Here is a 14,114-nt window from a genome sequence, read left to right as displayed (position 1 = left end):
ATCGCGCCTATCCACGAAAGTAGTTTTAATTTCTGGCCACAGCCGTTCCAGCCCGCCATAAGGCCTGCCATGACTAACACTACCTCTGTTGCAAAAAAGGAATTCCCCCTCGGATTCGGCGAATTCGTGACCATGATTGCCGCGCTGATGTCGCTCACCGCGCTGGCAATTGACGCCATGCTGCCAGCACTCGGTATGATTGCACAGGATTATTCGTTGACCAATGCAAATGACCGGCAATGGGTGGTGCTCGCTTTTGTTGGCGGGTTCGGTATTGGATCGCTTTTCTATGGCCCCTTATGCGACCGCTTCGGGCGAAAAGTGGTGCTGCTCCCCGCGCTTGCATTTTACGCCTTCTTCGCCGTACTGGCCGCTTTTGCACCTGATTTCAGCATATTGGTTGCGCTGCGTTTTTGTGCAGGGCTGGCGGCGGGCGCACTGCGCATCGTTGTGACATCGGTGGTACGCGACCGTTTTGTCGGTGATCGGATGGCACGTGTCATGTCGCTTGCCTTTATCGTCTTCACACTGGTGCCTATGCTGGCGCCTACACTGGGCGCAGGGATATTGCTGGTGGCAAGCTGGCCATGGATATTTTTCGCACTGGCCCTGCTGGGCGTCATGCTGCTGGCATGGACATGGATACGCTTACCCGAAACGCTGGCCCCTGAAAACGTCATCCCGATCCGCCGGGATACGATATGGACAACCTGGAAGACCATTATTTTCCACCGCAAGGCAAGCGGTTACATGCTCGCCGGTGGCCTCAGCATGGGGCCGTTATTCGGGTTTGTCGCCTCGGCACAGCAGATTTTCGATACCGCCTATGGCGTGGGGGATTATTTCCCGCTGATCTTCGCTATCATTACCGCCAATCTTGCGCTAAGCGCGTTTCTGAATGCGCGTTTTGTCATGCGTTTCGGCGCGCGGCGTATTGCACACAGCGCCATACTCACCGTTATCGTCCTGTCAGCCATGGGCCTTGCGATTGGCGCCAGTACTGGCGGTATGTCGCTCGTACCTTTCGTAATAATAACCGCACTGTCGCTTGGCATGACGGGCTTTATCAACAGCAACTGTTCGTCCATCGCGATGGAACCGTTCGGCGGCATGGCGGGTGCAGCGTCATCATTTCAGGCATTTTCTACAACAATCGTCTCGGCCTTGCTGGGCGCTTTGATCGGGCAATTGTTCGATGGAACTAATGTCCCGCTAACCACCGGTTTCCTGCTGTGCAGCATGGCCTCGCTCACAGTGCTCTTCTGGGCCGAAAAAGGTAGGTTGTTCCAGCGCAAGATACCCGAAGCAGTGTAATTATTTGCCGCAGACCCTGTCGCGCACTTGCACGGCTTCGCGCGGATTATCACTGAACACACCGTCCACGCCCAGTTTGATAAACAGCGCTATCTGCGCCGCCAGATCACCTGCATCACGCGGATCGGCACCTTTGCGCATTTCCGCAGGCAGGAAGTAATTTTCACGGCGGAATGTCCATGGATGCACCTTCAGCCCCGCCGCATGCGCATCGGCTATCAATGCCGTGGGCTCAAGCGAGCGTTCTTCACTGTCACGCGGCAGAATCAAGTCGGTACCAGGGCCAATGCCATCGGCATAGCTCGCAATATCGGTCAGGCGTTCCGGCCGCACCATGTCGAACTGCGTTATGCTGTCGCGCATGTCATAGGGCGGCACGAGTGGGTGAATTAACTGGATCAGGCGCAGTTCGGTCATTTTATCCAATGCGCGCAGATTGCCGGTTTCAAAACTCTGGATAAAAACCAGCTCATGCGCATCCTTATACCCTGCCGCATGCAGCGTATCGACCAGCCTTTGCTCCATCGCCAGGCCAAGACCGGCAAAATAAGTCGGATGTTTGATTTCAGGGTAGATACCAATCCGCCGTCCGGTATCAGCTTCCCGCGCCCGCACCAGCGCAATAATCTCGTCCAGTGTCGGCACCTGGTATAGCCCGTCATAGGCAGTGTTGGCACCGCGTAGCTGTGGCAGGCGCTCCTTGGCGCGCAAGGTACGCAGTTCTGCCAATGTGAAATCTTCGGTGAACCAGCCGGTTATTTCATGATAGTCTATCTGTTTGGTGGCTTTACGATCCGCAAATTCGGACCGGTCCGCGACATCGGTGGTTTCGGATATGTCGTTTTCATGCCGCGCCACCAGCACACCATCCTTGGTCATCACCAGATCAGGTTCGACAAAATCCGCACCTTGGTCGATGGCGAGGTCATAGGATGCCAGTGTGTGTTCGGGCCGTTCTCCGCTAGCCCCGCGATGCGCGATGACAACCACATCGCGCTCACAGAGCTGTGCGGCTATGGCAGGTTCAGTCATCATAGCACCTATCAGGACAAGTGGAAGAATGGAAAAGCGAAACATGCGCATTTCCCTACCTCCGGAATATTACCCGCCTATGGCAGTCAGCAGTTCGGGGAAGATACCAAATAGCAAGATCAACCCAACGGCAATCGGGCACACCCACGCCACAAGGAAGCGGAATGCCACAAGCGTGCTGCCTTCCAGGCCAGTTTCGGTATCAACCAGCTTTCTATCGGCACGCCAACCGACAAATATCGCGGTCAGTAACGCCGATGTCGGCAGCAATATCTTGCCTGTAAAACCATCAATCGTGTCGAAAATATTCTGATCCGCGAATATGTCCCAAAACGGTAAAAGACGGACATCGCTCCATATGCTGAGCGACAATGCACAGGCAATGCCAACAACGTAAATGAAGAGGCCAACAGTCCATGCAGTTTTTGACCGAGACCAGCCAAAAGCCTCTTTCGCCCAAGCTGTCGGGCCTTCCAGCAGCGAGATTGAGCTGGTGAGCGCGGCGAAGAAGATCAGCACGAAGAACAGCAGCCCGATCAACGACCCTGCTGGCATATTCTGAAAAGCAATCGGCAGCGACTGGAACACCAGCGTCGGGCCACCTGCAGGATCAAGTCCAGCCGCAAACACTATCGGGAAAATCATCAAGCCCGCGATAATCGCCACGCCGGTATCTGCAAAACCGATCATACCCGCCGTCGGTCCCAGTTTCGTGTCGCGTGAAACATAAGCGCCATAGGTCATGAGCGCCGCTGAACCTAGACTCATCGAGAACAGGGCCTGTCCCAACGCCTCATTGATGACCGGCGCGCTCAGTTTGGAGAAATCTGGAGTAAAAAGGAACTCGGCAGCACGTCCAAAGTCGCCGGTAAACGCACCATAAATGGTGATTAACACCAGCAGTACGAAAAAGGCGGGCATCAGGAACATCGCGGCTTTTTCAATGCCATCTGTTACGCCCTGTGCCACAATACCAATCGTTATCAGCATGAACAGTGTGTGCATGGCGACCAGCATCGGCACATTTTCAAACAGAGCCCCCATACGGCCCGTTATCTGTTCCGATGTTTCGCCTGCAAGTGCGCCGCGTAGCGGTTCACCCGCCCCCAGTGCGCTGAGAAAATCGCCCAGCATGACACCGATATAATAAATCACCCAGCCGGCCACGACCGAATAGAATGTCAAAATAAAGAAAGCGGCAATAATCTCAAACCAGCCGAATATCTGCCATTTTTCACTGATGCCCGATGCTTTTGCCACGTTACGGACACTATCAACCGCATCGCTTCGACCGGCCCGGCCGATCAGGATTTCAGAGAGGACCAGCGGCAGTCCGATCAAGATTACACAACCCACATATACCAGCACGAATGCACCGCCGCCGCTTTCACCGGCGAGCGTCGGGAACCGCCATAAATTCCCTAACCCAACCGCAGCGCCCACCGCTGCCAATACAAAAGCTGTCCGTGATGACCAGCCTTCTGCTGTATCTGTTTGAGCGCCTGCAACCATGCTGCGAATCTCCCCTAAAATTATATTTTGCGGGAAGTTCTAGCGCGTTGCACGCGCTCCCGCCAGACTCTTGGCAATCAGGCTGTTAATAAACGCTTTTACGCATCACTGACATCGACACCCTTCCAAAAGGCAATATGGTCTTTGATATGTGCCGCCCGATCACTGGGCACGGCATAATACCATGCCGCGTCATCGTTGGTCTTACCGTCCACTTCAACCGAATAATAAGAGGCACTTCCTTTCCACGGACAATGGCTTGTCGTATCGCTAGCTTTCAGATATTCCGTGTGCACAGCAGTGCGTGGAAAATAGTGGTTCCCTTCTACAATCTGGGTATTATCGCTCTGGGCTATTATAGTCCCGTTCCATTTGGCGGTGGGCATTTTCTTTCCTTCATCAAGTTTCAAACATGCGTTAGCAACGCATCTCTATCACCCGCTCAGCATGGCAGAATAAATTCAATATGACCAACACAGCGCCCAGAAAAACAACCACACTCTGGTTTGTCGCCATGATCGTATTTATCGACATGGCGGGATTTGGACTGATCGTGCCTGTCCTGCCTTCGCTTATAACAGGCATGGGTGACTATTCGATTGCCCAGGCGGCAACCATCGGCGGCTGGCTGCTTTTCACATTTGCCGTCATGCAGTTTTTCTTTGCTCCCGTCATAGGCGGCCTGAGCGACCGGTTTGGACGGCGGCCCGTCCTGCTATTTGCCATGGGGGCGCTCTGCATAGACTATGCGTTAATGGCGCTGGCTCCAACATTGGTATGGCTGTTTCTAGGTCGCGCCATAGCGGGTATTATGGGCGGCACATGGGCGGCGGCCAACAGCTGCGTAGCAGATATCAGCAACCTCGCAACACGCGGGCGCAATTTCGGCATTATGGGTGCAGCAGGCGGTTCGGGATTTGTCATCGGGCCGGGTATTGGCGGGTTCCTGGGTGAATATGGTGATCGCATGCCATTTATCGCAGCGTGTATATTGTGTTTTCTCACCACCCTGCTCGGTTATTTCTGGCTCAGAGAAACTTTACCCCCTCAAAAACGCCGCAGTTTTTCGATCCTGCGCGCCAATCCGCTCGGCAGCCTGATCGTCATGTCAAAATTCCCGCTGGTGATCGGCATGATTGCAGTCATTTTCCTGCTGCAGCTGGCCGCACAAACGGAAATATCCGTCTGGGCCTATTATGGTAGCCTGAAGTTTGACTGGGGGCCACGTGAGATAGGCTTGAGTGTGACGCTGTGGGGACTGTTATTCGCCATTGTCCAAGGCGGCCTGGTCAGTCCTGTGCAGAAATGGCTGGGCGAGGTGCGCACGGTGTTTGTCAGCCTGCTTTTCGGGATCCCGACCTATCTGATATTCGCCTATGCTCCAAACCAGTGGTGGATGGTTGCAGGCATTGTCGTGGGTGCGGCAACTGCACTGGCATTTCCAGTCATGCAGTCGATGATGAGCGCACGGATCAGCGATGATGCGCAGGGCGAATTACAGGGCGCAATTGCAAGTGCCGTCAGCCTCACCTCGATTATCGGCCCGGTGATGATGGCAATGACATTTGAACATTTTGCCGACGATACAGGACTTTACTTCCCGGGTGCGCCTTTCCTGCTCAGCTGCGGATTACTGGTAATGGCGATTGGAGCATTCCTATTTGCCGTAAAGAGATATTACGGCCCGCCGCCGCATACGTATCAGGATGATTTGGTATAAAGCGCTCTTGCAGGCTATGGTCTGCCTTATCAGGAGACAGACATGGCATCAGACCCGCATATCACAGACATGCTCGCAGGCGCGCTCAAAAACCGCGGCGATATTGAACGCAAGAAGATGTTTGGCGGCAATTGCTGGCTATTGAACGGTAATATGCTGTGCGGCGATGGCGAAGGCCGTTTCATGTTCCGCGTCGGTAAGGACCAGCAGGACGCAGCGCTCAAAAACCCGGGCGCAGAAATTGTCGCCTTTAACGGCCGCAAGATGGGCGGGATATTGTGGGTACGGGAAGAAGACGCACTGGCCTATGGTTTGGACAACTGGATCACGCTGGCCGAACGCTTTGTAAGGACCCTGCCCGCCAAATAGCTATTCCTGCCGCGCCAGCACGCGCTTCATAGCCAATACCAGCACCACAAACCCTGCGAGCGGAAGCCATATGGTGAAAAATTCCGACCACAATACCGCCAGTCCCCTGCCCGTAAAAAAACTGTTCCCGATAGGAGAAACTTCAACTGGTCTGTAAGGCGCGAAATAGCGTGCATCATCAAAGGGCCAGAGCAAGGCCGCACCTAGCCCGCCATTGGTAAAGGCATCAAGTATGCCATGCGAAGCCATGCATGTGAACAGATAGAGCGCCACCGTCTTGAAATGCGCAGGCCGTAACAGCGCTGCAGCAAGCAGGCCACATATTGCTGCTACCAAAAGTGAATGACTGGCACCGCGGTGCCCCCATGCTTCGCCATATTCGATCCCCATGCCAAAACCGATGACATCCAGATCAGGCAACATCGCTAGGACGATGCCTGTCGCCACAACCGCCGTCGTAAGCCGGCCATGCCCCAGCACCAACGCCCCTGCGATCGGAACGGCGGCATGGGACATTATTGTTGGCATGAAAGCTCCGTAATTTTACAAATATTTTCATGTAATATATACCTGATATTACTTGTTTAATAAAAATGATTATTTCAAACTACACTCTGGGGAAGGATATCATATGAGAATCAATAGCGTAAAATCTCTCGGCACCATTGCTGGCGCAACCATATTATATTTGGCGGCAAGTTCAAATGCGATGGCACAAACACCTTCAGATGTCCGTGACCTTGTCGGTGCACGTGGCAGTTCGGGGGAAAGCCAGCTCATCTCGCGCGGCTATACGCATATCAGCACGCACAAGGGCGATGACCGCGCCTGGTCCTATTGGTGGAGCCACCGGCGCAAGCGATGCATTTCCGTTGTGACAATGCAGGGACGCTATAATTCAATAACCCAATCCCCGCCTTTTGACTGCGGTCACCAGAACCAGGAGAAAAAAAAGGACAATAGCGGTGCAGCCATTGCCGTTGGCGCGGCTGCGCTAATCGGTGCGCTGGTCCTGTCGCATAAATCGCATCACCATGATGATGGCAAGCATCACGGCGACAAGCAGGCCGAGGCCGACCATGAGCGTGGCTATCGTGACGGCCTGTATGGCAAGCCTTATCACAACTATAACCGCTCGGATGCCTATTCCAGTGGCTATTCAGCCGGTGTCGAACAACGCGACCACAATACATCCTATCGGCCCGGCTATGGCGGCCAGGGCGGTTATCGCGGGTTTGTACGGGTAAACGACCTGATCGGCCGTACAAGGTCAGACGCAGAATCCCGGCTGACAGGGCGGCGTGGTTTCAGAATGCTGCAAAGCTACCGCACCGACGACCAGGGGCGCTACACCACATATTGGCGCCAGCAGTCAAAACAGTGCATTTCCGTCAATACGCGTGGTGGATATGTCAATGCAATCAATTCGATGCGCCGTCGTAACTGCCGTTAAGACAGACATATGAACCAGGGCCGCGTTGCCACGCGGCCCTGTCCTGCGCTCAGTCCTGATTCAGACCCAGCACGGTTTCATAGTCCGTGCCCTTGAAACCGACCATGACGCCGCCATCATATTCAAGCACGGGGCGCTTTATCATTGACGGGTTTTCCACCATCAGCTGCAGCGCTGTATTTTCATTCACATTGTCACGGACGATTTCAGGCAGCTTGCGAAAGGTTGTTCCGCGGCGGTTGAGCAGAGGCTCCCACTCGCCAATTTCGAGCGCCCAGTTTTCCAGCATATCCTTCGTCACGCCCGACTTCTTGTAATCGTGAAACGTATACTGCACACCGCGCTGTTCAAGCCACTTACGGGCCTTCTTGATCGTGTCGCAATTGGAAATTCCGTATAATGTCGGCATGGTATTGTCTCTTTTCTGATATGCTCCGCACATGTCCTGTGCGTCAAACTTGATGCATCAGATAGGCAGGAAGCTAGCGGTAGGCAAGCCTGATCCACTGTCAGGCGCCTTATTTCAATCCCTCATCCCCTTATAGGGCAACGCAAACAGTCCTTAACTTCCCTTAGCTTCGCACCTAGGAAGCCTTCAAATCTGCCATTGTTGGATAATCCTGTTGGATTTGAAGGAATGTTGGGTTTCACATTGCCCCATTTGGCAATCCTCACGCACCGGGCAGGATACACAATCCGTTCGTTTCGGGCGGCAGAAATTTTGGCCGATACGCTTTACCAGCAGATGGTGTTCATCCACATCTTCGGGCGCCCACGCTTTGGGCAGCACCGGCATCAACGCATCATAGGCGCGCGCCGTATCGGCTTTTGCAGGGACCAATCCCATACGCTGCATGACGCGGCGGTGATGGGTATCAAGCACCAGCGTGCGGCGGTTGAACGTGCTGGCATTCATTACCCCGGCCGCGATCTTGCGCGCAACACCGGGTAGCGTTTCGAGCCACGCCATGGCTTCTTCGGTGGGCAGGTTGTCCAGGTGATGCAGCATGACACTGCCGCGCTGCGCAATGATTTCCGTGAGGCAGGCTTTCAGCCGCTCCGCCATCAGCCCGGGGAAAGTCGCGGTCCGGAGCATGCCTGTCAGTTCTTCGAGCGGTGCGTCGGCGACCTTTTCCCATGTCCCGTACCGCGCCAGCATCCGGTCGGTATTTTCGTTCGACACCGCCGTTTTCGTGCGCGCACCAATCACGCCCTGCACCAGTGTCCAGACCGGATCCCGGCGTTTTTCCGGCGGGCGGCGGACACGCCCGAAATGATCGATCAGGCGCGCCTGTATACGCTCCAGCGTTTCGGTACGCGGGTCCGGGCCAAGGTCAAACTGCATGGAAAGAATATGGGAGCCACGCCGCCTAGGACAAGCTCTGTGTCTATTCCTTCACCTTGACATAGGTGACAAAGCTCATCTTGTTGCCATCGGGGTCGCGCGCATAGCCGCCGTAAAATTCAGGGCCATACATGGGGCGCGGTCCCGGCGCGCCTTCGTCGCTGCCGCCATTTTCCAGTGCCGCCTTGTGCGCCGCATCCACCTGCTCAGGACTGTCCGTATAAAGACCCACCGTATGCCCGTTCCCACACGCCTGTGGTTCGCCGTTCTGCGGCCGCGTAATCCAAATCATGAACCCGTCGGGCATGGCATAGCTGTAGGTCATGCCGGGATAGTCATCCGCCAGCTTCGCGCCCAGTGCGGGCATCACCGCGTCATAATATGCGCGCGACCGGTCCAGGTCACTGCTGCCCAGTGTAATATAGCATTTGGTCATGTCTTTCTCCTGATTGTGCCCGCTGTTGACTGACTTACTCCCACTCAATCGTCCCGGGCGGTTTGCTGGTATAATCATACACCACGCGGTTAATGCCTTTGACCTCGTTGACAATACGCGTGGCCGTGCGGGTCAGGAAGGCGGCGTCGAACGGATAGACGTCCGCTGTCATACCGTCGGTGCTGGTGACAGCGCGCAGGCCGCATACGCTGTCATAGGTACGGTAATCGCCCATCACGCCCACCGTCTTGACGGGAAGCAGCACGGCAAAAGCCTGCCAGATCGCATCATACAGCCCTGCATTGCGGATTTCTTCAAGGTAAATCGCATCGGCTTTGCGCAGGATATCGCAGCGCTCTTTAGTGACTTCGCCGGGAATGCGGATCGCAAGGCCTGGCCCCGGAAATGGATGGCGCCCAACGAACACGTCGGGTAGTCCAAGCTCGCGACCCAAATCTCTGACTTCGTCTTTAAAAAGCTCTCTAAGTGGCTCCACTAATTGCATATTCATGCGTTCGGGAAGGCCGCCCACATTGTGATGCGACTTGATGGTGACACTCGGGCCACCGGTAAAGCTCACGCTTTCAATCACATCGGGATAGAGCGTTCCTTGTGCCAGAAACTCGGCCCCGCCAATCTTCTTCGCCTCATCCTCGAACACATCGATAAATGTCTTGCCGATAAACTTGCGTTTCTTTTCAGGATCCGTCTCGCCCTTCAGCCCATTGAGGAACAGTGTCTCCGCATCCACATGCACCAGCGGGATATTGTAATGCCCCTTGAACAATCGCACGACCTCGTCCGCTTCACCCTGCCGCATCAGGCCATGGTCTACAAAAACACAGGTGAGCTGCTCACCAATTGCTTCATGGATCAGCACCGCTGCGACCGCGCTATCAACGCCGCCGGAAAGCCCGCATATAACCTTGCCCCCATTCTCTCCAACACCAACCTGCGCGCGGATTTCGGCGATTTTGGTCTTGCGGAACTCGGCCATGGTCCAGTCGCCCGCACAGCCGCAGACATGGCGCACGAAATTGGCGACCAGCCTGCCGCCATCGGGCGTGTGCACCACCTCGGGGTGGAATTGCGTACCATAATAGCGGCACTCTTCATTGGCGATCACTGCGAAAGGTGCCCCGGCGGACGTTGCTACTACCTCAAAACCGGGCGCCAACGTGTCGACCTTGTCGCCATGACTCATCCACACCTGATGGCTCTCGCTTTCCTGCCACAGGCCATCAAATAAGGTGCAGCGCTGCTTGATATCAATAAAGGCGCGGCCAAATTCACCGCTGTCACCGCCAACGACACTACCGCCCAGCTGCTCCATCATCACCTGCTGCCCATAACAGATACCCAGCACCGGTACTCCGCTTTCAAACACGACATCAGGCGCGCGCGGGCTGTCCGCATCGGTCACCGATGCTGGCCCACCTGAAAGAATAATGCCCTTGGGCTGCATCCGGTGAAATGCTTCTTCGGCACTGGTAAACGGCGCAATTTCGCTATAGACGCCCGCTTCACGCACACGCCGCGCGATCAGCTGTGTCACCTGGCTGCCAAAGTCGATGATCAGGATGGATTCAGACCCGTTTTGGGGGGTTGCAAGTTCGGAGGATAATGCGGTGCTGCTCATGCGCCCATGCGATAGTTTGGGTGGGCACGAGAGTCCAGTGGGCGGGCGCATTTTGTTTGATGCCCTCCCGGGTATATTGCGGCACCGGCCCTCTCCCCCGCCCAACCTCCCGATAGTGTGACCCGCTAGTATATCGGGAGGTTGGGCGGGGGAGAGGGCCGGTGCCGCGTTCCCGCAGGCTTTTCGCAAAGCGAAAAAACAGTCGTGAGGGATAAAATCCGTGAACGGGTTTGGGTTATATTCTCTTCAGCTCGGCCACCGTGCGCTCGTTCACTATATTGCCGGTGTTCAGCGTCGTCTTCGGCTCCAGCATCAGTACATGGCATTCCCCGTCCAGTGCCTCCGGACAATGCTCCATCCCGTGCGGCACGATGATCATCTCACCCTCTTCCAGGTCGATATCCCCATCGCGCAGGCCCATACGCATCCGGCCCTTGACCACCAGGAACAGCTCGTCTTCATTGTCATGATGGTGCCAGTCAAACTTGCCGGAAAACTTCGCCAGTTTCACGTGCGCATCATTCACCGACCCCGCAATATGCGGCTGCCAGTATTCATTAATTTGCGCAAAGGCATCAGTAAAATTTACCTTTTTCATTTTCTTTTGCTCCTATCATTTCGCACGTTACATGTTTTCTGCGCAAAGACGCAAGCCGCAAAGAGAAGAAGTCTTTGAAATACAATCATAAAAGACTGGGGAAAACTTGGCCTTTTTGCTTGGGGATATGCCCCCCAGCGCCTATATTGCAATGATGACAGAAACACCTGAGAATACACCACAAGAACAACAAACCGAACGTGCACCGGATTCGGCCGAAAATCCCAATAAAAATGACTATGGCGCGGATTCGATCAAGGTCCTTAAAGGGCTGGATGCCGTGCGCAAGCGTCCGGGCATGTATATTGGCGATACCGATGATGGCTCCGGCCTGCATCACATGGTGTTCGAGGTGTCCGACAATGCGATCGACGAGGCGTTGGCCGGGCATTGCGATGCAGTGTGGATCACACTCAATCCCAATGGTTCTGTCTCTGTCGAGGATAATGGCCGCGGCATTCCTGTGGGCATGCACAAGGAAGAAGGCGTGTCGGCCGCCGAAGTCATTATGACGCAGCTGCACGCAGGCGGAAAGTTCGACAATACGAACGATGAAAATGCCTATAAAGTTTCTGGCGGTCTGCACGGCGTGGGCGTGTCGGTGGTGAACGCGCTGTCGGAATGGCTCGACCTCAATGTCTGGCGCGATGGCAAAGAACATTATATGCGCTTTGCCTTTGGTGAGGCAACACAGCCGCTCGGCATCATTGGCGATGCCCCCGAAGTGGATGGTAAAATGAAAAAGGGCACAAAGGTCACCTTCCTGCCTTCCCCTGACACATTTAAAATTACCGAATTTGATTTTGACAAGCTCGAACACCGTTACCGCGAGCTTGCATTCCTGAACTCCGGTGTGCGCATCATCCTGACCGACGCACGCGGTGAGGAAGCTGTCACCCATGACCTGTTCTATGAAGGCGGGATTGCGGCGTTTGTGCAGTATCTTGACCGCAACAAAACCGCGCTGATGCCCGATCCGGTGGCGATTACCGGCACGCGTGATGACATCACCATTGATGTCGCACTCGAATGGAATGACAGCTATTATGAGAATGTGCTGTGCTTCACCAACAATATCCCGCAGCGCGATGGTGGCACGCACTTGGCTGCATTCCGCTCCGCACTGACGCGGACACTCAACAATTATGCCGAAAGCTCAGGCGCGCTCAAGAAAAGCAAAGTAAAGCTGACCGGTGATGATATGCGTGAAGGATTGACCGCGATTGTGTCGGTCAAACTGCCTGACCCCAAATTCTCCTCACAGACCAAGGACAAGCTGGTCTCCTCCGAAGTGCGGCAACCGCTCGAAAGCCTGATGGCCGACAAGATGGCCGAATGGCTGGAGGAAAACCCCGCCCCTGCGGCAATGGTGGTACAGAAGATTATCGACGCCGCCGCCGCGCGTGAAGCCGCGAAAAAGGCACGTGAGCTCACCCGCCGCAAGGGCGCGATGGATATCGCCTCGCTGCCTGGCAAGCTCGCCGATTGTCAGGAACGCGACCCAGCCAAGTCTGAACTGTTTCTGGTCGAGGGTGACTCCGCGGGCGGCAGTGCCAAGCAAGGCCGCGATCGCCATTATCAGGCGATCCTGCCGCTCAAGGGCAAGATCCTGAATGTCGAACGCGCGCGGTTTGACCGTATCATTTCATCCAAGGAAGTCGGCACGCTGATTCAGGCGATGGGCACGGGCATCCGTGATGATTTCGATGTTGAAAAACTGCGCTATCACAAGATCATCATCATGACCGATGCCGATGTTGATGGCGCGCATATCCGCACATTGCTGCTGACATTTTTCCATCGGCAGATGGGCGAGATTATCCGCAACGGTCATCTCTACATCGCCCAGCCACCGCTTTACAAGGTCGCCAAGGGCAAGAGCGAAGTCTATCTGAAAGATGATACCGCACTGGACGAATATCTGGTCGAGGCGGGGCTGAATGGCCGCATCCTGGAAACCGCAGGCGGCGCACGCGGCGGCAAGGAGCTGATTGAACTGGTGAACCATGCCCGGCGCATGCGCTCGCTCATGTCCTATGTCCCGCGCCGCTATGACATGCGCATTATTGAGGCGCTGGCGCTCTCCGGCGCGCTTGATCCCGATATTAACGATGACACCCGTCTCGCCGCGCTTGAAAAAGCCGCGAAATGGATGGAAGCGGCCGATGAAGGCGGCGTATGGAAAGGCAGCCTGTCTGAAGAAGGCGGCTATCATATCGAACGCATGTGGCGCGGCGTGACCGACCATCATATGATTGAGGCGAAATTCCTGTCTTCAGCTGAAGCGCTGAAACTGCACAAGCTCTCGGCTGAACAGGCCGAGATCTACGAGCAGGGCAGCACGCTCGTCAAAGGCAGCACCGATGACAGCGGGGAAGAAGCCGGTGCAGCATTGGCCAAGGGTGTCACGATTTCACGCCCATCCGAACTGCTCGAGGCCGTACTCACCGCCGGCCGCCGTGGGCTTTCATTCCAGCGCTACAAAGGCCTGGGCGAAATGAACGCCGAACAGCTTTGGGAAACCACGCTCGACCCCGAAGTACGCTCGCTCCTGCAGGTCACGGTCGAAGACGGCGACATTACCGATGAAATTTTCGACAAGCTGATGGGCGACGTCGTGGAACCAAGGCGGGAGTTTATCCAGGACAATGCGCTGAATGTGGCGAACTTGGATGTGTAGCTAACCAAATTAGGTG

Annotated in this window: 14 protein-coding genes; 5 read left to right on the top strand and 9 right to left on the bottom strand. The window is 55.3% G+C overall.

Annotated features, from left to right (window positions below; translation table 11 throughout):
• Nucleotides 1-69: 69 nt before the first annotated feature.
• A complete protein-coding gene (locus G6Q15_RS08965) occupies nt 70-1,314 on the top strand; it encodes a multidrug effflux MFS transporter (protein ID WP_164117902.1) in 1,245 nt (414 codons plus the stop codon).
• Here the strand turns inward: G6Q15_RS08965 and G6Q15_RS08960 are convergent, their stop codons facing one another.
• From G6Q15_RS08960 to G6Q15_RS08950, 3 genes are all read right to left on the bottom strand, one after another.
• The gene (locus G6Q15_RS08960) at nt 1,315-2,349 is read right to left on the bottom strand and encodes a glycerophosphodiester phosphodiesterase (protein WP_240330825.1); all 1,035 of its coding nucleotides are present in this window, start codon (nt 2,347-2,349) and stop codon (nt 1,315-1,317) included.
• 66 nt (nt 2,350-2,415) lie between these two features.
• On the bottom strand, nt 2,416-3,858 hold the full coding sequence (locus G6Q15_RS08955; RefSeq protein ID WP_164117899.1) for a sodium-dependent transporter: 1,443 nt from the start codon (nt 3,856-3,858) through the stop codon (nt 2,416-2,418).
• A 98-nt stretch (nt 3,859-3,956) separates the two neighbouring features.
• Complete coding sequence (locus G6Q15_RS08950; protein ID WP_164117897.1) at nt 3,957-4,244, bottom strand: DUF427 domain-containing protein; 288 nt, start codon at nt 4,242-4,244, stop codon at nt 3,957-3,959.
• Nucleotides 4,245-4,324: 80 nt separating this feature from the next.
• Here G6Q15_RS08950 and G6Q15_RS08945 point away from each other — a divergent pair, with 80 nt between their 5' ends.
• Both G6Q15_RS08945 and G6Q15_RS08940 read left to right on the top strand, forming a co-directional pair.
• On the top strand, nt 4,325-5,578 hold the full coding sequence (locus G6Q15_RS08945) for a TCR/Tet family MFS transporter (RefSeq protein ID WP_164117894.1): 1,254 nt from the start codon (nt 4,325-4,327) through the stop codon (nt 5,576-5,578).
• A 42-nt stretch (nt 5,579-5,620) separates the two neighbouring features.
• On the top strand, nt 5,621-5,947 hold the full coding sequence (locus G6Q15_RS08940; protein WP_164117892.1) for a TfoX/Sxy family protein: 327 nt from the start codon (nt 5,621-5,623) through the stop codon (nt 5,945-5,947).
• Here the strand turns inward: G6Q15_RS08940 and G6Q15_RS08935 are convergent, their stop codons facing one another.
• On the bottom strand, nt 5,948-6,475 hold the full coding sequence (locus tag G6Q15_RS08935; protein WP_164117890.1) for a metal-dependent hydrolase: 528 nt from the start codon (nt 6,473-6,475) through the stop codon (nt 5,948-5,950).
• 103 nt (nt 6,476-6,578) lie between these two features.
• Between G6Q15_RS08935 and G6Q15_RS08930 the strand changes: the two genes are divergently transcribed.
• Complete coding sequence (locus G6Q15_RS08930) at nt 6,579-7,400, top strand: hypothetical protein (protein ID WP_164117888.1); 822 nt, start codon at nt 6,579-6,581, stop codon at nt 7,398-7,400.
• Between the two features lie 49 nt (nt 7,401-7,449).
• On the opposite strand, the gene G6Q15_RS08925 is transcribed toward G6Q15_RS08930, so the two are convergent.
• The 5 genes from G6Q15_RS08925 to G6Q15_RS08905 all read right to left on the bottom strand — a co-directional run bounded on the left by G6Q15_RS08925 (nt 7,450) and on the right by G6Q15_RS08905 (nt 11,418).
• Nucleotides 7,450-7,809 (bottom strand): ArsC family reductase, encoded by a 360-nt coding sequence (locus G6Q15_RS08925; protein WP_164117885.1) that lies wholly within the window; start codon nt 7,807-7,809, stop codon nt 7,450-7,452.
• A 186-nt stretch (nt 7,810-7,995) separates the two neighbouring features.
• Nucleotides 7,996-8,745: an endonuclease III gene (locus tag G6Q15_RS08920; protein ID WP_164117883.1), complete on the bottom strand. Its 750-nt coding sequence runs from the start codon at nt 8,743-8,745 to the stop codon at nt 7,996-7,998.
• A 43-nt stretch (nt 8,746-8,788) separates the two neighbouring features.
• Nucleotides 8,789-9,181: a VOC family protein gene (locus G6Q15_RS08915; protein WP_164117881.1), complete on the bottom strand. Its 393-nt coding sequence runs from the start codon at nt 9,179-9,181 to the stop codon at nt 8,789-8,791.
• Nucleotides 9,182-9,215: 34 nt separating this feature from the next.
• Nucleotides 9,216-10,820 carry a glutamine-hydrolyzing GMP synthase gene (gene guaA / locus G6Q15_RS08910; protein WP_164117879.1) on the bottom strand — a complete coding sequence of 535 codons (1,605 nt, stop codon included), beginning with the start codon at nt 10,818-10,820 and terminating at the stop codon, nt 9,216-9,218.
• Nucleotides 10,821-11,055: 235 nt separating this feature from the next.
• Complete coding sequence (locus tag G6Q15_RS08905; RefSeq protein WP_164117877.1) at nt 11,056-11,418, bottom strand: cupin domain-containing protein; 363 nt, start codon at nt 11,416-11,418, stop codon at nt 11,056-11,058.
• Nucleotides 11,419-11,572: 154 nt separating this feature from the next.
• Here G6Q15_RS08905 and gyrB point away from each other — a divergent pair, with 154 nt between their 5' ends.
• The gene (gene gyrB, locus G6Q15_RS08900) at nt 11,573-14,098 is read left to right on the top strand and encodes a DNA topoisomerase (ATP-hydrolyzing) subunit B (protein WP_164117979.1); all 2,526 of its coding nucleotides are present in this window, start codon (nt 11,573-11,575) and stop codon (nt 14,096-14,098) included.
• The last annotated feature ends 16 nt before the right edge of the window (nt 14,099-14,114 follow it).

It is taken from the genome of Sphingorhabdus sp. Alg239-R122, assembly GCF_900537065.1.
Lineage (GTDB): Bacteria > Pseudomonadota > Alphaproteobacteria > Sphingomonadales > Sphingomonadaceae > Alg239-R122.
Note: the sequence above shows the minus strand (reverse complement) of the source record. Positions and strands in the feature narration are given on the sequence as shown.

Bases quoted from the DNA above. Each gene is read 5' to 3' on its own strand.
- G6Q15_RS08960 (WP_240330825.1), bottom strand. From the start codon at position 2,349: ATGATGACTGAACCTGCCATAGCCGCACAGCTCTGTGAGCGCGATGTG.
- G6Q15_RS08930 (WP_164117888.1), top strand. From the start codon at position 6,579: ATGAGAATCAATAGCGTAAAATCTCTCGGCACCATTGCTGGCGCAACC.
- G6Q15_RS08945 (WP_164117894.1), top strand. From the start codon at position 4,325: ATGACCAACACAGCGCCCAGAAAAACAACCACACTCTGGTTTGTCGCC.
- G6Q15_RS08935 (WP_164117890.1), bottom strand. From the start codon at position 6,475: ATGCCAACAATAATGTCCCATGCCGCCGTTCCGATCGCAGGGGCGTTG.
- G6Q15_RS08965 (WP_164117902.1), top strand. From the start codon at position 70: ATGACTAACACTACCTCTGTTGCAAAAAAGGAATTCCCCCTCGGATTC.
- G6Q15_RS08915 (WP_164117881.1), bottom strand. From the start codon at position 9,181: ATGACCAAATGCTATATTACACTGGGCAGCAGTGACCTGGACCGGTCG.
- gyrB (WP_164117979.1), top strand. From the start codon at position 11,573: ATGACAGAAACACCTGAGAATACACCACAAGAACAACAAACCGAACGT.
- G6Q15_RS08920 (WP_164117883.1), bottom strand. From the start codon at position 8,745: ATGCAGTTTGACCTTGGCCCGGACCCGCGTACCGAAACGCTGGAGCGT.
- G6Q15_RS08905 (WP_164117877.1), bottom strand. From the start codon at position 11,418: ATGAAAAAGGTAAATTTTACTGATGCCTTTGCGCAAATTAATGAATAC.
- G6Q15_RS08940 (WP_164117892.1), top strand. From the start codon at position 5,621: ATGGCATCAGACCCGCATATCACAGACATGCTCGCAGGCGCGCTCAAA.
- G6Q15_RS08950 (WP_164117897.1), bottom strand. From the start codon at position 4,244: ATGCCCACCGCCAAATGGAACGGGACTATAATAGCCCAGAGCGATAAT.
- guaA (WP_164117879.1), bottom strand. From the start codon at position 10,820: ATGAGCAGCACCGCATTATCCTCCGAACTTGCAACCCCCCAAAACGGG.
- G6Q15_RS08955 (WP_164117899.1), bottom strand. From the start codon at position 3,858: ATGGTTGCAGGCGCTCAAACAGATACAGCAGAAGGCTGGTCATCACGG.
- G6Q15_RS08925 (WP_164117885.1), bottom strand. From the start codon at position 7,809: ATGCCGACATTATACGGAATTTCCAATTGCGACACGATCAAGAAGGCC.